The sequence below is a fragment of the Streptomyces sp. NPDC048643 genome, from assembly GCF_040650615.1.
In the GTDB taxonomy this organism is placed as follows: domain Bacteria; phylum Actinomycetota; class Actinomycetes; order Streptomycetales; family Streptomycetaceae; genus Streptomyces.
Window position 1 is genome coordinate 46,475 of the sequence record NZ_JBEZHO010000029.1, and the last position, 18,178, is coordinate 64,652.

At 71.1% G+C, this 18,178-nt stretch carries 18 protein-coding genes and 1 pseudogene; 10 read left to right on the forward strand and 9 right to left on the reverse strand.

Annotated elements, in window-relative coordinates:
* Positions 1–58 precede the first annotated feature (58 nt).
* The 6 genes from AB0C62_RS26025 to AB0C62_RS26050 all read left to right on the forward strand — a co-directional run bounded on the left by AB0C62_RS26025 (position 59) and on the right by AB0C62_RS26050 (position 6,585).
* Complete coding sequence (locus tag AB0C62_RS26025) at positions 59–1,750, forward strand: ABC transporter ATP-binding protein (RefSeq protein WP_362977088.1); 1,692 nt, start codon at positions 59–61, stop codon at positions 1,748–1,750.
* Positions 1,750–2,871, forward strand: a complete 1,122-nt coding sequence (locus AB0C62_RS26030; protein WP_362976987.1) for an ABC transporter permease — start codon at positions 1,750–1,752, stop codon at positions 2,869–2,871. The genes AB0C62_RS26025 and AB0C62_RS26030 overlap by 1 nt, the downstream gene beginning before the upstream one ends.
* A complete protein-coding gene (locus AB0C62_RS26035) occupies positions 2,868–4,133 on the forward strand; it encodes an ABC transporter permease (RefSeq protein WP_362976989.1) in 1,266 nt (421 codons plus the stop codon). The genes AB0C62_RS26030 and AB0C62_RS26035 overlap by 4 nt, the downstream gene beginning before the upstream one ends.
* Complete coding sequence (locus AB0C62_RS26040; protein ID WP_362976991.1) at positions 4,130–4,543, forward strand: cytidine deaminase; 414 nt, start codon at positions 4,130–4,132, stop codon at positions 4,541–4,543. Before AB0C62_RS26035 ends, AB0C62_RS26040 begins: the two co-directional genes overlap by 4 nt.
* A gap of 79 nt (positions 4,544–4,622) precedes the next feature.
* Positions 4,623–5,906 carry a thymidine phosphorylase gene (locus AB0C62_RS26045; RefSeq protein WP_362977090.1) on the forward strand — a complete coding sequence of 428 codons (1,284 nt, stop codon included), beginning with the start codon at positions 4,623–4,625 and terminating at the stop codon, positions 5,904–5,906.
* 94 nt (positions 5,907–6,000) lie between these two features.
* Complete coding sequence (locus AB0C62_RS26050) at positions 6,001–6,585, forward strand: Uma2 family endonuclease (protein WP_362976993.1); 585 nt, start codon at positions 6,001–6,003, stop codon at positions 6,583–6,585.
* Positions 6,586–6,619: 34 nt separating this feature from the next.
* On the opposite strand, the gene AB0C62_RS26055 is transcribed toward AB0C62_RS26050, so the two are convergent.
* The gene (locus AB0C62_RS26055) at positions 6,620–7,540 is read right to left on the reverse strand and encodes an AEC family transporter (protein ID WP_362976995.1); all 921 of its coding nucleotides are present in this window, start codon (positions 7,538–7,540) and stop codon (positions 6,620–6,622) included.
* Between the two features lie 167 nt (positions 7,541–7,707).
* On the opposite strand from AB0C62_RS26055, the pseudogene AB0C62_RS26060 reads away from it, so the two are divergent.
* A pseudogene (locus AB0C62_RS26060) lies at positions 7,708–7,947 on the forward strand (hypothetical protein); the annotation flags it as partial.
* Between the two features lie 39 nt (positions 7,948–7,986).
* Here AB0C62_RS26060 and AB0C62_RS26065 read toward each other — a convergent pair.
* Together AB0C62_RS26065 and AB0C62_RS26070 are read right to left on the reverse strand one after the other, a co-directional pair.
* Positions 7,987–9,060 carry a sigma-70 family RNA polymerase sigma factor gene (locus AB0C62_RS26065; protein WP_362976997.1) on the reverse strand — a complete coding sequence of 358 codons (1,074 nt, stop codon included), beginning with the start codon at positions 9,058–9,060 and terminating at the stop codon, positions 7,987–7,989.
* A gap of 210 nt (positions 9,061–9,270) precedes the next feature.
* Positions 9,271–10,557 (reverse strand): MFS transporter, encoded by a 1,287-nt coding sequence (locus AB0C62_RS26070; protein WP_362976999.1) that lies wholly within the window; start codon positions 10,555–10,557, stop codon positions 9,271–9,273.
* A 62-nt stretch (positions 10,558–10,619) separates the two neighbouring features.
* Between AB0C62_RS26070 and AB0C62_RS26075 the strand changes: the two genes are divergently transcribed.
* On the forward strand, positions 10,620–11,582 hold the full coding sequence (locus tag AB0C62_RS26075) for a LysR family transcriptional regulator (protein WP_362977001.1): 963 nt from the start codon (positions 10,620–10,622) through the stop codon (positions 11,580–11,582).
* Between the two features lie 26 nt (positions 11,583–11,608).
* On the opposite strand, the gene AB0C62_RS26080 is transcribed toward AB0C62_RS26075, so the two are convergent.
* Positions 11,609–12,370, reverse strand: coding sequence for a prolyl oligopeptidase family serine peptidase (locus AB0C62_RS26080; RefSeq protein WP_362977003.1), 762 nt, complete (start codon positions 12,368–12,370; stop codon positions 11,609–11,611).
* A gap of 113 nt (positions 12,371–12,483) precedes the next feature.
* On the opposite strand from AB0C62_RS26080, the gene AB0C62_RS26085 reads away from it, so the two are divergent.
* Both AB0C62_RS26085 and AB0C62_RS26090 read left to right on the forward strand, forming a co-directional pair.
* Positions 12,484–13,638, forward strand: coding sequence for an adenosine deaminase (locus tag AB0C62_RS26085; RefSeq protein ID WP_362977005.1), 1,155 nt, complete (start codon positions 12,484–12,486; stop codon positions 13,636–13,638).
* A gap of 135 nt (positions 13,639–13,773) precedes the next feature.
* The gene (locus tag AB0C62_RS26090; protein WP_164369414.1) at positions 13,774–14,127 is read left to right on the forward strand and encodes an ATP-binding protein; all 354 of its coding nucleotides are present in this window, start codon (positions 13,774–13,776) and stop codon (positions 14,125–14,127) included.
* Positions 14,128–14,257: 130 nt separating this feature from the next.
* On the opposite strand, the gene AB0C62_RS26095 is transcribed toward AB0C62_RS26090, so the two are convergent.
* From AB0C62_RS26095 to afsQ1, 5 genes are all read right to left on the reverse strand, one after another.
* The gene (locus tag AB0C62_RS26095) at positions 14,258–14,461 is read right to left on the reverse strand and encodes a PspC domain-containing protein (protein WP_081219053.1); all 204 of its coding nucleotides are present in this window, start codon (positions 14,459–14,461) and stop codon (positions 14,258–14,260) included.
* Positions 14,462–14,573: 112 nt separating this feature from the next.
* Positions 14,574–15,125 carry a VanZ family protein gene (locus tag AB0C62_RS26100; RefSeq protein WP_362977007.1) on the reverse strand — a complete coding sequence of 184 codons (552 nt, stop codon included), beginning with the start codon at positions 15,123–15,125 and terminating at the stop codon, positions 14,574–14,576.
* A 64-nt stretch (positions 15,126–15,189) separates the two neighbouring features.
* A complete protein-coding gene (locus AB0C62_RS26105) occupies positions 15,190–15,855 on the reverse strand; it encodes a hypothetical protein (protein WP_362977009.1) in 666 nt (221 codons plus the stop codon).
* Positions 15,852–17,438, reverse strand: coding sequence for a HAMP domain-containing sensor histidine kinase (locus AB0C62_RS26110; RefSeq protein ID WP_362977011.1), 1,587 nt, complete (start codon positions 17,436–17,438; stop codon positions 15,852–15,854). Before AB0C62_RS26110 ends, AB0C62_RS26105 begins: the two co-directional genes overlap by 4 nt.
* Positions 17,435–18,112 (reverse strand): two-component system response regulator AfsQ1, encoded by a 678-nt coding sequence (gene afsQ1, locus AB0C62_RS26115; RefSeq protein ID WP_037625670.1) that lies wholly within the window; start codon positions 18,110–18,112, stop codon positions 17,435–17,437. The genes AB0C62_RS26110 and afsQ1 overlap by 4 nt, the downstream gene beginning before the upstream one ends.
* Positions 18,113–18,178: the final 66 nt, after the last annotated feature.

Below are 18,178 nucleotides of genomic sequence, written 5' to 3' on the forward strand. Positions count from 1 at the left end.
CGTTGCCGTAGGGGCGCTACGCGCGTAGACGACCCCCTTTCCCTCAGGAGAGTGCGCCATCAACGCGTCCAGCAGCCCTCCGGCCGACGCGGTCGACGGTCAGGCGACCGCCGTCGAACTCGCCGGGATCACCAAGCGGTTCCCGGGCGTCGTGGCCAACCACGACATCCACCTCAGCGTCCGCAAGGGCACCGTGCACGCCCTGGTCGGCGAGAACGGCGCCGGCAAGTCGACGCTGATGAAGATCCTCTACGGCATGCAGAAGCCGGACGAGGGCACCATCGCGGTCGACGGCGAGCAGGTCACCTTCTCCTCGCCCGCCGACGCCATCGTCCGCGGCATCGGCATGGTCCACCAGCACTTCATGCTGGCCGACAACCTCACGGTCCTCGAGAACGTCGTCCTCGGCAGCGAGAAGCTGTACGGCATCGGCGGCAAGGCCCGCCGCAAGATCGTGGAGCTCTCCGAGCGCTACGGTCTCGGCGTCCGCCCCGACGTCCTCGTCGAGGAACTCGGCGTCGCCGACCGCCAGCGCGTGGAGATCCTCAAGGTCCTCTACCGCGGCGCCCGCATCCTGATCCTGGACGAGCCGACCGCGGTCCTCGTGCCGCAGGAGGTCGACGCGCTCTTCGACAACCTCCGCGAGCTCAAGTCCGAGGGCCTGTCGGTCATCTTCATCTCGCACAAGCTGGGCGAGGTCCTCTCCGTCGCCGACGACATCACCGTCATCCGGCGCGGTACGACGGTCGGCACCGCCGTCCCCTCCGAGACGAGCCCGCGTCAGCTCGCCGAGCTGATGGTCGGCAGCGAGCTGCCCACCCCCGAGACCTCCGAGTCGACCGTCACCGACAAGGCCGTCATCCAGGTCGAGGACCTGACCGTCCTCGCCAAGGGCTCCGTGTCGCTCGGCAAGGGCTCGGCGAGCCTGCTCATGGACGAGGTGGAGCGCGGCACCGTCCGCCTCGTCCTCGACCACGTCTCCTTCACCATCCACGCCGGTGAGGTGATGGGCATCGCCGGTGTCGAGGGCAACGGCCAGACCGAGCTCATCGACGCGCTGATCGGCCTCAAGGCCGCCGACTCGGGTGTCATCCGCTTCACCGGCGACGACATCACCTCCTGGTCGACGCGCAAGCGCCGCGAGGGCGGCATCGGCTACATCCCCGAGGACCGCCACCGCCACGGCCTCCTCCTGGAAGCGCCGCTGTGGGAGAACCGCATCCTCGGCCACGTCACCGAGAAGCCCAACGCCAAGGGCATCTGGCTCGACATCAAGGGCGCGCAGAAGGACACCCGCCGCATCGTCGAGCAGTACGACGTGCGCACCCCCGGCATCGACGTCACCGCGGCCTCGCTGTCCGGCGGCAACCAGCAGAAGCTGATCGTCGGCCGCGAGATGAGCCACAAGCCGAAGTTCCTGATCGCCGCCCACCCCACCCGCGGTGTGGACGTCGGCGCGCAGGCGCAGATCTGGGACCAGATCCGCGCGGCACGCCGTGAGGGCCTCGCCGTCCTGCTGATCTCCGCCGACCTGGACGAGCTGATCGGCCTGTCCGACACCCTCCGGGTGATCTACAACGGCAAGCTGGTCGCCGACGCCGACCCCGCCACCATCACCCCGGAGGAGCTCGGCTCGGCCATGACCGGCGCCGCCTCCGGCCACCTGGAGAACGAGGAGCTCGCCGAAGCGGCCGAGCTCGACGAGCACACCGACACTCCGGCAGACGCCCCGGAAGACGAGGCCCGCTGATGAAGAAGTTCGACAAGGAGCGCCTGCTCCTCGGGGTGGCCGGGCCGGTCATCGCGCTCGTCGTCGCCGTGGCACTGACCTCGGTCGTGCTGCTCGCCTCGGGCAAGAGCCCGTTCGAGCCGTACTCGATCATGTTCGAGCAGGCGACGTTCTCCGACATCCAGGTCCTGATCATCAACCAGGCGTCGCTGTACTACATCGCGGCGCTGGCGGTGGCCATCGGCTTCCGGATGAACCTGTTCAACATCGGTGTCGACGGCCAGTACCAGCTCGCCGCCATGATGGCCGCGATCGTCGGCGCGCACGTCGCGCTGCCGGCCGCCCTCCAGGTGCCGCTGCTGATCCTGACCGCCGTCTGCACCGGCGCCTTCTGGGCCGGCATCGCCGGTGTCCTCAAGGTGACGCGCGGGGTCAGCGAGGTCGTCGCGACGATCATGCTCAACGCGATCGCGACCTCCGTCATCGCCTACCTGTGGCTGCCCGACGTCTTCGGCGTCAAGCTCGGCAACAACAACACCACCGGCGAGATGCACAAGTCCGGCTGGGTCCCCGGGTTCGACATGGGCGAGTCGGGTGAGATCTACGGCCTCGTCATCCTCGCCGCCGTCCTCGGCATCGGCTACTGGATCGTCCTCAACCGCACCCGCTTCGGCTTCGACCTGCGCGCCTCCGGCGCCTCCGAGTCCGCCGCCGCGGCCAGCGGTGTCGACCCCAAGCGCATGGTGCTCACCGCCATGCTCGTCTCCGGCGGCATCGCCGGCCTCGCGGGCCTGCCGATCCTCCTCGGCGACACCCACACGTACAGCCTCAACTTCCCGACCGGTATCGGCTTCCTCGGCATCGGCATCGCGCTCCTCGGCCGCAACAGCCCCGTCGGCATCGCCTTCGCGGCCCTGCTGTGGGCCTGGCTCGACAAGGCGTCTCCCGAACTCGACTTCCACGGGTACGACAAGGAGATCGCGGTCATCATGCAGGGCCTGATCGTGATCGCCGTCGTCGTCTCCTACGAGTCCGTGCGCGAGTGGGGTCTGCGCCGCCAGCAGCGCCGCGTCGGCGCGGAACTCGCCGCGGGCCACGCCCTCGCCACCGACAACACCCAGAAGGAGGTGGCTGGCCGATGACCACCGCAACCGACGTCAACCAGCCCACGCTGCAGCCCGCGGCTCCCACCGGCCGCCGGATGTCGCTTCCCGTCCTCCTGCTGGTCATCGCGGGCGGCCTGGCGCTGACCTCGATCGTCCGCATCATCACCGGCGCCGACGGCATCACCAACGTCAGCCAGATGTCGACCGCCCTGCAGCTGGCCGTCCCGATCGGCCTCGCCGGTCTCGGCGGTCTGTGGGCCGAGCGCTCCGGCGTCGTCAACATCGGCCTCGAGGGCATGATGATCCTCGGCACCTGGTTCGGCGCCTGGGCCGGCTACCAGTGGGGCCCGTGGACCGGTGTCCTGGTCGGCATCATCGGCGGCTGCCTCGGCGGCCTGCTGCACGCGATCATCACGGTCACCTTCAACGTCAACCACATCGTCTCGGGTGTGGCCATCAACATCCTGGCGCTCGGCGCCACCCGCTACCTCTCCCCGCTCGCCTTCGAGGGCGTCCAGGGCGGTTCGGCTAAGCAGTCCCCGCCGGTCGACTCCCTCGGCCACTTCACGGTGCCAGGGCTCTCCGACTGGCTGACCACCCTGAACTCCAAGGGCTGGTTCTTCATCTCGGACATCGCCGGTCTGCTCGGCGGCCTGGTCACCAACGTGTCCTGGCTGACCCTGATCGCCATCGCGCTGATCCCCGGGACCTGGTGGATCCTGTGGCGCACCTCGTTCGGGCTGCGCCTGCGGTCCTGCGGTGAGAACCCGGTCGCGGCCGAGTCGCTCGGCGTGAACGTCTACAAGTACAAGTACCTCGCCGTGATCATCTCCGGCGGTCTGGCCGGCCTCGGCGGCGTCTTCCTCTCCATCGTCGCCAACCCCTTCTACCTGGAGGGCCAGACCAGCGGCCGCGGCTACATCGGTCTCGCCGCGATGATCTTCGGCAACTGGATGCCCGGCGGCCTCGCCCTCGGCGCGGGCCTGTTCGGCTACACCGACAGCCTCAACCTGCGCGGCGGCTCGGAGAACGTCCACGCCCTGCTGCTGCTCGGCGCGATCCTGCTCCTCATCGGCGCGATCTGGCTGGCCGTGAAGAAGAAGTACGTCTCCGCGGTCGTCACCGTCGTCGTCGGGGTCCTCGTCTTCCTCTGGTACTCCCTGACCGACGAGGTGCCGAACCAGATCGTCTCCGCCACTCCGTACGTCATCACGCTGCTCGTCCTCTCCCTCTCGGCCCAGCGCCTGCGCATGCCGAAGGCGGACGGCCTGCCGTACCGCAAGGGGCAGGGCAAGTGACCACCGCCGAAGCGGACTCCGCGCACGTCGACTGGGACGAGTTGCGGGAGGTGGCCCGCGCGGCGATGAACCGTGCGTACGCCCCCTACTCGGGCTACCCGGTCGGCGCCGCCGCCCGCGTCGACGACGGCCGCACCGTCTCCGGCTGCAACGTCGAGAACGCCTCCTACGGCCTCTCGCTGTGCGCCGAGTGCGGCCTGGTCTCCGAGCTGCGCAACACCGGCGGCGGCCGGCTGACGCACTTCACGTGCGTCGACGGGCGGGGCGAGGTCCTCGTCCCGTGCGGACGCTGCCGTCAGCTCCTGTTCGAGTTCGGCGGACCCGACCTCGTGCTGGAGACGCCGGCCGGACTCCTGCCCCTCTCCGAGATGCTGCCGCAGGCCTTCGGGCCGGGACATCTCAGCCAGTAACGCCGTGCGGCCCCTCCCTCCGTGACCGACCGTCGCAGGGAGGGGCCGCTCATCTTTCGGAAGGAAAGCCATGTCCGCCATGTCCATGGACGCCGTCTCCGTCATCCGCACCAAGCGGGACCGTGCCGAACTCAGCGATGCGCAGATCGACTGGGTCATCGACGCGTACACCCGCGGCGAGGTCGCCGACTACCAGATGGCCGCCCTCAACATGGCGATCCTGCTCAACGGCATGAACCGCCGTGAGATCGCCCGCTGGACGGCCGCGATGATCGCCTCGGGCGAGCGCATGGACTTCTCGTCCCTGTCCCGCCCCACCGCCGACAAGCACTCCACCGGCGGCGTCGGCGACAAGATCACCCTGCCGCTGGCCCCGCTCGTCGCCGCGTGCGGCGCGGCCGTGCCGCAGCTCTCCGGGCGCGGCCTCGGCCACACCGGCGGCACCCTGGACAAGCTGGAGGCGATCCCGGGCTGGCGCGCCCTGCTGTCCAACGAGGAGATGCTGCACGTCCTCGACACCACCGGCGCGGTCATCTGCGCCGCCGGTGACGGACTCGCCCCGGCCGACAAGAAGCTCTACGCGCTGCGCGACGTCACCGGCACCGTGGAGGCGATCCCGCTGATCGCCTCCTCGATCATGTCCAAGAAGATCGCCGAGGGCACCGGCTCGCTGGTCCTCGACGTGAAGGTCGGCTCCGGCGCCTTCATGAAGACCATCGAGGACGCCCGCGAACTCGCCTCCACGATGGTCGGCCTCGGCACCGACCACGGCGTGAAGACGGTCGCGCTCCTCACCGACATGTCCACGCCGCTCGGCCTCACCGCGGGCAACGCGCTGGAGGTCCGCGAGTCGGTCGAGGTCCTCGCCGGCGGTGGCCCCGCCGACGTCGTCGAGCTCACCATCGCCCTGGCGCGCGAGATGCTCGACGCGGCCGGCGTGAAGGACGCCGACCCGGCCAAGGCGCTCGCCGACGGCTCCGCGATGGACGTGTGGCGCCGCATGATCGCCGCACAGGGCGGTGACCCGGACGCCGCGCTGCCCGTCGCCCGCGAGCAGCACGTCGTGACGGCCCCGGCCTCCGGTGTGCTGACCCGCCTCGACGCGTACGACATCGGCATCGCCGCCTGGCGCCTCGGTGCCGGACGCGCCCGCAAGGAGGACCCGGTGCAGGCCGGCGCCGGCGTCGAGCTGCACGCCAAGCCCGGCGACACGGTGACCGCGGGCCAGCCCCTCTTCACCCTCCACACGGACACCCCGGACCGCTTCGACTACGCGCTCCAGGCGACCGAGGGCTCGTACGACATCGCCGCGGCGGGCACGGACTTCAAGGCGTCCCCCGTGGTGCTGGAACGTATCGCCTGACCTGCGGTTTCCTCATTCGGGTGAACGGGACCGGTGGACCTCCACCGGTCCCGTTCGGCATGCTGCAGTCGGTGACGCACCGAAGGAGACCGCCATGAGCGCACTCACCGTGAGCCAGGACCCCGATCAGAGCTGGGACGACCTCGTCCGGTTCTGGGAGGAGATGGAATGGCCCGAGGGCAGCAAGGTGGAGATCATCGAGGGGATCATCACCGTGTCACCTGCTCCCGCCGCACGTCACAACGTGATTGCGGCTCGTATCCACCGTCGCCTCTACTCGGTGATCCCCGAGGACTGGGAGGTCGTCCAGACCCTGGCCATCGCCGTGCCGTCCCGCCTGGGCATGCTCATCCCGGACATCGTGGTGGGGCCGGTCCCGATGTGCGCCAGCACGGACACCCACATTCCGGCGGCGATGGCAGAACTGGTCGTGGAGGTCACCTCGAAGTCCGACGCCCGTCACGATCGCGTCAGCGAGCCCGCCGCATACGCTGCCGCAGGCATTCCGCTGTACCTCCTCGTCGACCCGTGGGCGCCCGACGGTCCCGTCGTGACACTCTTCGGAGACCCGAAGGGCGAGGTCTACCGGCCCCTCAGCTCCGTCAAGTTCGGCGAACCCATCAAACTGCCCACGCCGTTCGACCTCGTCATCGAGACCAGCGACTTCCCCGCGAACTGAGCGGACTGCGCGGGCGCCCGGCGGGCACCCCGGCTCACCCCAGGACCGCCGCCACCACCACGAGCACCGGGACCGCCGCGACCGTCGAGAGCAGGACCGACTCGCGGGCCAGTGTCTCGCCCACCCGGTAGCGCGAGGCGTACGTGAACAGGTTCTGTGCGGCGGGCAGGGCCGAGGTGACCACCACGTCGAGCAGTGGGGCGCCGTGCAGTCCGAACACGCCGACGGCCAGCGCCCACGCGGCCATCGGCTGGCCCACCGCCTTCAGCGCCACGGACAGCAGCACCGGGGAGCGGTCGGCGCCCCGGCCGGGCAGACTGCTGCCGCACAGCGAGATCCCGAAGGCCAGCAGCACGGCGGGCACCGACATCCCGCCGATCAGCTGCAACGGATCGAGAACCGGCCCCGGCACCCGCAGACCCGTCGCCGACACCACGACACCGCTCAGCGACCCGACCGCGATGGGGTTGCGCAGCGGGGTGATCAGCCGCCGCCACAGCGGGCCCTTGTCGCCCTCCCCGGAGAGGTCGAGCACGGTCAGGGCGATCGGCGTCACCATGATCTGCTGGAACAGCAGCACGGGCGCCACCAGCGAGGCGTCGCCCAGCACGTACACCGCGATCGGGATACCGAGGTTGCCGGAGTTGACGTAGCTGGAGCAGAGCGCGCCGATCGTCGTCCGGCCCAGACCCCAGCGGCGTACGACCCCCACCACGACAAACACCCCGGCCGCCGCGGCCGTGCTCATCGCCGTCACCAGCAGCCGGGCGGAGAAGACGACCGACAGGTCGGCCTGCGCGAGCGTCGTGAACAGCAGCGCGGGCGAGGCCACATGGAAGGCGAGCTTCGTCAGCACCTCGCGCCCGTTGTCCCCGAGACAGCCGCGCCGTCCGATCACGTACCCGACGCCGATGACCACGGCGATCACGGCGAACCCCGTCAACACCCCCTGCACGGAGCCTCCTTCGCGAGGAGAAGGCCGTCGGGTATCGCGGGAGGCACCGGTTCGTGGGACATACACCCAACCCAACGGGGAAGGCTGGGCGCAGGTCAATGTGATCTGCGCGGGACGCACCGGAGCACCGTCGCCGCTGGCCGCCGGGACGGGCCGTCCAGCCCGCGATGAGTTCCGAGCCTCCGGACGGTCTACTGACTGTGGATTCCGCGACACCCGCCGTACTCGTGCTGCCAGGACTCGTCACCCGTGACGAGGTGCCCCGGCTCTGCGACGACGTCCGCGCCCGCCTGGAGGCGGCCGGGGGCGGCGTCGTGGTCTGCGATGTCGCGGGCCTCGGACCGCCCGGACTCGCCGTCGTCGACGCGCTGGCCCGGCTGGAGCTCACAGCCCGGCGGGCCGGGGGCCGGATACGGCTGAAGGACCCCGACCCCGCCCTGCGCGCCCTACTCGACCTGGTCGGCCTCCGCTTCGACACCTCCACCGGCGCCGCCCCGCCCTCCGGAGGCCGCGAGTGCCGCGACCTCCTCGGGTCCGTCCAGGTGCGGGGGCAGCCCGAACAGCGGGAACCAGCGCGCGGTGTCGAGGAAGCAGTGGAACCCGGTGATGCGGCCCTTTGAGATCTCCAGCGCCTGCACCGCCCAGGGGACGTACCCACCGGATTCCTCGTCCGGCTTGTAGTGCGCGAAGCCCGGCAGGCCGTTCACCTCGACCGGGATGAGCCGCGAGTTCGCGCACGCGGCGCCCAGCGTCGTCATGAAACCGGTGATGTCCGACGTGCCGCGCAGCCACAGGTCGAACGGCGGCATCGTCATGATCGCGTCCTCGTGGAGGAGCGCCGTCAGCGCCGTCATGTCATAGCCCTCGAACGCCGCCACATAGCGCTCCAGGAGCTTCTGCTGCTCCTCGTCGAGGGGGTCCGAGGTGACGGCGTCCGCACCCTCCCCCTCGCTCTCGGCGAGGGTGGCGCGGGCCCGCTGGAGCGCGCTGTTGACCGACGCGACCGTCGTGCCGAGCAGCTCGGCGACCTCGCTCGCCCGCCACGCGAGGACCTCGCGCAGGATGAGCACGGCGCGCTGCTTCGGCGGGAGCTGCTGGAGCGCCGCCATGAAGGCGAGGCGCACCGACTCCTTGGCGACCGCGGCCTCCGCCGGGTCACCGGTCGTGGGCAGCACACGGGCGTCGGGCATCGGCTCCAGCCAGGTGTTGTCCGCGCGGGGGGTGAGCGCCGCCTGGGCGAGCGGTGACGGGCCGGTGAGGTCCATCGGGCGTGCCCTGCGGTTGCCCGCGTTGAGCATGTCCAGGCAGACGTTCGTCGCGATGCGGTACAGCCAGGACCGCATCGAGGAGCGGCCCTCGAACTTGTCGTAACTGCGCCAGGCGCGGACCATCGTGTCCTGCACCGCGTCCTCGGCCTCGAAGGAGGAGCCGAGCATCCGGTAGCAGTACCCGGTCAGCTCGACCCGGTGCTGCTCCAGCCGGACGTCCAGGTCTGCCGTCGTCGCCGTGCCCTCGCTCATAGCCAACCCACCCCTGTGGCCTGTTTCCCGTCCCGCGCGTCATTGCGCCGGCACTTCGGAAGCTACCGCAGCCCACTGACAATGGCGTGCGGAGCGGGGAAACCCGCAGGTCGAAGGGGTGGTGCCGGAGAGCGATTTCTCCGCGTCCGCGGGCGCGAACCGGCGCGCCGCCGGCTCTCGGCGCGCGAGAGCCGGTCGCGCGGCGGAATCTCAGTGGGCCGGCACAGGCGTCCGGCGGGCCGCGGCGCGTGCCGCGTGCGAGCCGGCCAGGGTGATCGAGACGACGCCGAGCACCGCGAGCAGCCCCATGAGGACCGTGCCCGCCCAGCCCCCGGCGTGGAAGGCGACCGCGCCGAGCGTGCTCCCCGCGCTGGAGCCGATGTAGTACGCGGACTGGTAGAGGGCCGACGCCTGCGCCCGGCCGTGCTGCGCGGTGTGACTCACCGACGAGGAGGCGACCGCGTGGCCCGCGAAGAAGCCCGCCGTGATCAGCACGAGGCCCGGCAGGACCAGGACCAGCGAGTCCCCGAGGGAGAGCAGCAGCCCGGCCGTCGTGGTCCCGCCCGCCAGATACAGGGAGCCGCGGCGGCCCACCCGGCCGACGAGCCGGCCCGCCGTCGACGCGGACACCGTGCCGACCAGGTAGACCAGGAAGATCGAACCGACGATGCCCTGGGGGAGCGAGAAGGGCGACTCGGTCAGGCGGTAGCCGATGACCGTGTAGACCCCGCCGAACACCATCATGAACAGCGCGCCGATCGCGTACAGCCGGCGCAGCAGCGGGTTCGCGAGGTGGTCGCGCACCGTGCGGGCCAGCACCCGGGGCCGCAGCGAGCCCCGCGTGAAGTGCCGGGGCGCGGGCAGCAGCATCCGGAAGGCGACCGCGCAGGCCACGGCGATCAGCCCGATCACGCCGACGGCCACCCGCCAGCCCCACTCCTGGGCGACCCAGCCGGTGATCACCCGGCCGCTCATCCCGCCGACGCTGTTGCCCGCGACGAACAGGCCGATCGCGGTGATCAGCGCCTTGGGGCGGACCTCCTCCGCGAGATACGCCGTCGCCGAGGCCGGGAGACCCGCGAGGGCCGCGCCCTGCACCGCCCGCAACGCGACCAGCGCGCCGATCGACGGTGCGAAGGGCACGAGGAGACCGACGGTCACCGCCACCGCCAGGGACGCCGTCATCACCGCACGGCGTCCGAAGCGCTCCGAGAGGGCGCTCATCGGCAGGACGAACAGGGCCAGTCCGCCGGTCGCCGCCGACACCGTCCAGCTCGCCTCGCTCGCGCTCACCGCGAAGTCCGCGGAGACGAGCGGGAGCAGGGCCTGCGTGGAGTAGAGGAGCGCGAAGGTGGCGACACCCGCGAGGAAGAGCGCGAAGCTCATCCGGCGGTAGCCGGGGCCGCCGGGGGCCATACGGGAATCGGTGGTGTCGGTGTCGCGGACGAGCGGGGTGGCGGCCACCGTGGTGGACGCCCCGGTACTGGCGGAAGGCATGCCTCGAACGTAGGGACCCGTCGTTCATCCGTCCAATGCATGGAATCGCCATAATCGTTCCCATGGCGCATCAGCAGAGGTCAGAAGCTCACCTGTCACCGTTCAGTGACACAGAAGACATCGGAAGCATGGCCGCCGTGCTCGCCCCGCGGCTCGCGCACTTCGCCGGCGTCGCCCGCACCGAGCACGTCACCCGCGCCGCGCAGGAGATGCAGGTCCCCCAGTCCACGCTCTCCCGGTCGTTGGTCCGCCTCGAACAGGACCTGGGCGTCGACCTGTTCGCCCGTCGCGGCCGAACGCTGTCGCTGACCCCCGCGGGCCGCACCTTCCTGTCCTCCGTGGAGCGTGCCCTCGCGGAGATCGAGCGGGCCGCCGACGAGGTCCGCGCGGACGCCGACCCGGCGAGCGGCAAGGTCGCCTTCGGCTTCCTGCACACCATGGGCTCCGAGACCGTGCCCGGCCTGATCCGGGCCTTCCGCGCCGACCATCCGCGGGTGCGCTTCAGCCTCGTGCAGAACTACGGGGAGGCGATGCTGGAGCGGCTGCGCTCCGGCGAACTGGACCTCTGCCTCACCTCGCCGGTGCCGGACGCGCCCGACCTGGTGGGCCGCCGTCTCGACGAGCAGAAGCTGCGGCTCGTCGTGCCGGCCGATCATCCGCTGGCCGGCCGCAGGCGCGTCCGCCTCGCCGAGGCGGCCGACGAGAGCTTCGTGACCCTGGAACCCGGCTACGGGATGCGCCGGATCACCGACGACCTCTGCCAGGAGGCCGGGTTCCGGCCGCGCATCGCCTTCGAGGGCGAGGAGGCGGAGACCCTGCGGGGCCTCGTCGCCGCCGGCCTCGGCGTCGCCCTGCTGCCGCCACCGGCCGTCGCCCGCCCGGGAGTTGTGGAGCTGACGGTCACCGCGCCGCGGGCCGTCCGTGAGATCGGCGTCGCCTGGCTCGACGGGCACCCGGACACCCCGCCGGTGGCCGCGTTCAAGAAGTTCCTGCTGTCCCGCAGAGGCCGCCTGCTGCCCGACTGACCCTGCCGCACGTCGTGCGACGGGCCCTAGCGACGGAGCGACTGTCCGAAGCCCGCCGCGAGCGGCATCCGCAGGCCCAGCGGTGGCGGGGCGGCGAAGGCGTCCTCGACGGGCCGGGAGAACGAGTGGCCGAACAGCGACCCCATGACGAAGTCCTCGGCCAGGGAGTGGACTTCGTGCCGGTGCTGGTGCAGCGCGTGCCCGTCCGAGTGGACCTCGAAGCGGCAGATGTCGCGGTTGGCCTTCTTCGCGCGTGCCGCGAGCCGGAAGGACAACTCCGGGTCGGTGCGCTCGTCGTTGGTGCCGTGCACGATCAGCACCCGGCGACCGGCCAGCTGTTTCACCGGTTCGTGTGGTGCGGCGACATCCTCCTCCGGCAGCCAGGGGGCCAGCGCCAGCACGGAGTTGACGGCGGTGTGCCCGCCCGCGCGCAGAGCGGCCCGGGCGCCCATGTCGATGCCGGCCAGACACACCGGGACGTCCCCGTAGCGGCGCACGACCTCGTCCGCGGCCCAGGACGCGTCGCTCGCCAGATCGGCCTCGCCGCCGTTCCAGCCGCGGACCCGGTAGTGCACCACGTGCGTGACCAGGCCTTCCGTCCGTCCGGCGCGGGCCAGCCTGCGGCCCAGCGCGCGGACGGAGGCCGCCGCCATCATGGGGGAGGGTCTGCGGGACGAGGTCTCCTCGCCGCCCGGCAGCAGCAGAACAACTCCGCTGACCGCCGTCGGCTCCGGGCCGAGCGCCCTCCCCAGCCGGGCCATGCGAACCGGCGTCGCTTGCTGTGCCATGACAGAACAGTGTCAGAAGCATCGGTGTACGCCACCCGTCCGCACGGTCACCGTTACGTATCGACGGATCTGTGCGACAGGAGATCTACGCGCGTAGGGGCTACAGTGCGAAAATGACGAGCCAGATCCGGAACACCCCGAGCTCGGAACAGATCCGCCGGGCGCCCAAGGTCCTGCTGCACGATCATCTCGACGGGGGCCTGCGCCCCGGGACGATCGTCGAACTCGCCCAGGAATCGGGCTACTCGAACCTCCCCGAGACCGATGCCGACAAGCTCGGCCTCTGGTTCCGCGAGGCCGCCGACTCCGGTTCGCTGGAGCGGTACCTGGAGACCTTCGCCCACACCTGCGCCGTCATGCAGACCCGCGAGGCGCTGGTGCGGGTGGCCCGCGAGTGCGCAGAGGACCTCGCCGAGGACGGCGTCGTGTACGCCGAGGTGCGGTACGCGCCCGAACAGCACCTGGAGGGCGGGCTCAGCCTCGAAGAGGTCGTCGAGGCGGTCAACGAGGGCTTCCGGGAAGGGGAGCGGCTGGCCCGGGAGAACGGCCGTCGCATCCGGGTGGGCGCGCTGCTCACCGCGATGCGGCACGCGGCCCGCGCCCTGGAGATCGCCGAACTCGCCAACCGCTACCGCGATCTGGGTGTCGTCGGCTTCGACATCGCGGGCGCCGAGGCCGGGTTCCCGCCCACCCGGCACCTGGACGCCTTCGAGTACCTGAAGCGGGAGAACAACCACTTCACGATCCATGCCGGTGAGGCGTTCGGGCTGCCGTCCATCTGGCAGGCCCTCCAGTGGTGCGGCGCCGACCGGCTCGGCCACGGCGTCCGCATCATCGACGACATCCAGGTGCGCGAGGACGGCTCGGTGGAGCTCGGCCGTCTCGCCTCCTACGTCCGGGACAAGCGCATCCCGCTGGAGCTGTGCCCGAGCTCCAACCTCCAGACCGGCGCCGCCGCCTCGTACGCCGAGCACCCGATCGGGCTGCTGCGGCGGCTGCACTTCCGGGCCACGGTCAACACGGACAACAGGCTGATGTCCGGCACGAGCATGAGCCGGGAATTCGAGCACCTGGTCGAAGCGTTCGGTTATTCACTCGACGACATGCAGTGGTTCTCGGTCAATGCTATGAAGTCAGCATTCATTCCTTTCGATGAACGACTTGCCATGATCAATGACGTGATCAAGCCCGGATATGCAGAACTCAAGTCCGAATGGCTGTTCCAGCAGACCGCCTCGACCAGCGGTTCTCCCGAAGATCGGGCCTGATCGGCGCGGATGGAAAACGGCCGGGTCTTCACTTCTTCTCCATGACTCGGCCGCTTTTCGATGTTTGCGGACGGCGGGTTTGCGTGTTTACGGTTCTGGACCGCTCACATCCCCGTCTCCAAGGACGCATTCAACATGAAGCAGTCTGCTGCCAAGACCCTCGGTGTCGCCGCTCTCGGTGCCGCATTCGCCGCCGCCGGCGCGGGCGCCGCGAACGCCGCCCCGGCCGTGCCGGACGCCTCCTCGGCGCTGGACACCGTCACCCGGACGCTGCCCGCCGAGAACGTCGCCAAGGCGCTGCCCGGTGCCGGTGAGGCGCTCGCCCAGGGTCAGAACGCGCTCGGCGCGGGTGTCGCCGCCGCGCAGCCCGCCGCCGCGCGACTGCTCGCCGACGGGCCCGCCGCGCCGGTGGCCGGACTGCTGGGTGGCCTGCCGGTGCAGGGCCTGCCCACGCACGGCCTGCCCGTGAACGGGATTCCGCTGGGCTGACCCCCCCCGGCAGATCCGGCCCCCTTCCCCGCCGCCCGGGGTCTTTCTGCTGCGCGAACGCCGGTGGGGCGCACCCGACGAGGGTGCGCCCCACCGGCGTTCGCCGTGAAAAGGCCGGGTGCCGCCCGGGTCACCAGGCGGTGCGGGAGGCCTTGTCCTCGGAGGGGAAGAGGATCCACAGCGCGATGTAGAGCAGGAACTGCGGGCCGGGGAGCAGGCAGGACACCACGAAGATGACACGCATCGTGGTCGCGGAGGTGCCGAAGCGCCGTGCCAGCGCAGCACAGACTCCGCCGATCATGCGGCCGTTCGTGGGGCGGGCAAGGGCGGTCATGGTGGCTCCTTCGCGAACCGTCGTGGAGGACCGGCGGGCCGGTCTCCGTCGTCATCGGCGCGTTCACCGATGTCTTCGACGGTACGGGGACGAAGGGGGGCGAAGCGTCGCTCTACGGAGCGATGCCGACCCTGGGAATCGTCGGGGTCAGACCCTGAGCGGGGTCCTCCCGGAGGACGGTCGCCCGGTGCCGTGTCTCCGCCCGGCGACGGATCCCGGCGCGCACGGCGGGTACGACCGCGAGGTGCGCGAGGGCGACCCCGAGGGTGTTCAGCAGGATCGAGTCGATGTCGACGACCTGGCCGGGAACCCCGGTCTGCAGCAGTTCTATGCCCAGCGACAGCAGGGCGCCCGCGGCGATCGTCCGCAGCAGCGAGCCCAGCGTCGAGACCGCGAGCCTGCCACCCGCCAGCGGCAGCAGCAGCCCCAGCGGGGCGAGCAGTCCGAGCCCCGCGGCGATCCGCCGGACCGCCGTCTCCGGGTCGAGTGCGAGGTCGGCTCTGATGCCCGCGAACGGCCGCAGATTGGCGGCACTCACCCAGGGGACGTCCAGCGGGCGCAGAGTGATCCAGGCGACGAGGGCGAGGTGTGCGACGAGGAGGACACCTCCTGCCACACGGACGCGGGTGACGGCATTTCCGCCGTCTGAACCAAGACGCTGCACGCACCCCAAGACGCGGGGTCCGGCACGATCGGTTCCGGGGCCGGGATTTTCGCCCCGGCCCGCCTCACGAGTCCTCGACCGCCGTCGACCCGGGGGACTCGGTGCCCGGCGAGGAACGCACCTCGGGCGTGCAGGTGTACGTGCGCAGCGCGTCGGGCGCCGGACCGCCGAGGACGACGGTGCCGTCGTCCCGCGCCGCGGCCGAGTCGGAGAACGTGCAGACGATCTGCGCGAGGGCCGTCGGGGTGAGGTCCGCGGGGGAGGTGCTCAGCCGCAGGGTGTCCTCCGGGTCCCGGCCGCGCGGCCCGCCGACCGTCATGCCGCCGCGTACGTCCGTGGAGTACCGGGCCTGCTGTTCCGGCGTCGACGGTGTCTCGGCGAGTTCGTCGAGCAGCGCCTGGGCCACCAGGACGCGCCGCGCCGCCTCGGCCGTGCCGTCCGGGATGCGCACCGACCGGTCGACGGTGACCAGTTGCGCCGAGCAGATCAGGAAGACCTGGACGGGCACCCCGCCCGAGGAGGGGGTGGCCGTGTCCTGGCCGGACAGCGCGCAGGGAACACGGGACGGAGCGGGCCCGAAGTCGGTGGGGACCTGCGTGGCCCGGATCCCGCACCCCGTGAGCAGCGCGGCCAGCAGCGGCAGCGCCAGCCAGGGCCGCGCCCGTCCCGGCAGGGTCCGCCGGGCGCGACGCGGGCCGTGGTGGTGGGCGGGGACGGGTGCGGGGGTCATCCGGAGGTGCCTTCCGTGCCGTTGCCGTGCGCGGGGTCCTTGGACTGCTCGCCCGGCCCGTCATCGAGAAGCTGCGACGCGTCGTGCGGCAGCCGCAGGGTGAACACCGCCCCGCCCTCGGGGGAGTTCGCAGCGGTGATGCCGCCGCCGTGGATGTGCGCGTTCTCCAGCGCGATGGACAGGCCGAGACCGCTGCCCTCGGATCGCGGCCGGGACGCGCTGGCCTTGTAGAACCGGTCGAAGACGTGCGGCAGGACGTCCTCGGGGATGCCGGGACCGTGGTCCCGCACCGCGATGACCAACTGCTCGCCCTCCACCCGTACCGCCACCCGGACCGGCGAGCCGCCGTGCTTGAGCGCGTTGCCGATCAGGTTCGCGAGGATCACGTCGAGGCGGCGCGGGTCGACCCGCGCCATGATGCCGCGCTCGGCGTCCAGCTCGACCGCGTCCAGCCAGGCCCGCGCGTCGATGCACGCGGTGATCTGGTCGGCGATGTCCACGTAGTCCAGGACGAGCCGGGCGGTGCCCGCGTCGAAGCGGGTCACCTCCATGAGGTTCTCCACGAGGTCGCCGAGGCGCCGGGTCTCGCTGACGACCAGCCGGACGGCCGGCTCGATCATCGGGTCCACGCTGCCGGTCTCCGCGTCCAGTTCCTCTTCGAGGATCTCCGTCACGGCGGTGATCGCCGTCAGCGGGGTCCGCAGTTCGTGGGACATGTCGGCGACGAAGCGCCGGGACGCCTCGTCCCGCGCGCTCATGTCCGCCACGCGTTTCTCCAGCGCCTCCGCCGTGTGGTTGAACGTCCGCGACAGATCGGCGAGTTCGTCCGTGCCGGAGACCCGCAGGCGGGTGTCCAGCTTGCCCTCGCCGAGCCGGCGGGCCGCGATGCCCAGCCGGTGCACCGGCTTGAGGACCGTGGTCGCGGCGGCCTGGGCGAGCAGTGCCGAGCCGATCAGGGCCAGGCCCGTCGCGATCCCCAGCGACCAGGCCAGCGAGTTGAGGTCCTTCGCCTCCGGCTCCAGCGACTTGAGCATGTAACCGGTCGTGGTGCCGCCGATCACCCGCGCGCCACCCACCAGGTACGGCTTGTCGTGGTCCGTGACCCGCTGCCAGTACAGGTGGTACGCCGACTTGTTGTTCGAGGAGAGCGACTGCTTCTTGTCCACCGCCTTCTGGAGGGACGCGGGCACGTCCTCCAGGGTGAAGGTGTCCAGCTCGGAGTTGCCGACGACCGTCTTCCCGGTCTCGTCCTCGGCGACCAGCAGCACGCTGAACCGCTGACTGCTGTTCGCCATCTGCCCGGCGGTGCGCTGGAGTTCGTCCTGCGCGGGGTGCACGGGCAGCATGCTCGCGTGGTTGCGCATCTCCTGCTGGAAGTCGCGCAGCACGGCGTCCTGCGTACGCGTCAGGACGGCCTCGCGGTTCAGCCAGTACGCGATGCCCGACGCCGAGACCGCGGCGGTGAGCGCCACGAGCCCGAACACCACGACCAGACGCAGCCGCAGACTCGTGAAGCGCAGGCCGGACAGCAGCGCCTTGCGTGCCGCGGCCCAGCCGCGGAGCTTGTCGTGCGGGTTCGTCACTGAGGATTGTCCAGCCGGTAGCCGACGCCCCGCACGGTACGGATCAGGGTGGGCGACGAGGGCACGTCCTCCACCTTGGCGCGCAGCCGCTGCACACAGGCGTCGACCAGGCGTGAGTCGCCCAGGTAGTCGTGCTCCCACACCAGCCGCAGCAACTGCTGGCGGGACAGCGCCTGTCCGGGCCTGCGGCTCAGCTCCAGGAGCAACCGCAGCTCGGTGGGCGTCAGTTGCAGGTCCTCACCGTTCTTCGTGACCGTCATCGCGGCCCGGTCGATGACCAGCGAGCCGAACGACGCCGAGTCGTTCGCCTCCCGCTCGCCACGGCGCAGCACGGCACGGATCCGGGCGTCGAGCACCCGTCCCTGCACCGGCTTGACCACGTAGTCGTCGGCTCCGGACTCCAGTCCGACCACGACGTCGATGTCGTCGCTGCGCGCGGTCAGCAGGATGATCGGCAGCTGGTCGGTGCGCCGGATGCGCCGGCACACCTCGAAGCCGTCGATGCCGGGCAGCATCACGTCCAGCACGATCAGGTCCGGCCGCTGCTCGCGCAACAGCTTCAGACCGTCCTCTCCGGTGGCAGCGGTGGCCACACGGTGTCCCTGGCGCGTCAAAGAGAGCTCCAGGGCCGTACGGATGGCGTCGTCGTCCTCGATCAGCAACAGGGAAGGCACGGACGTCATTCTGGCCCATGTCATGGCCGGGTATCGACCGTTGGAGCGCTCCCACTCCTCTCCTCC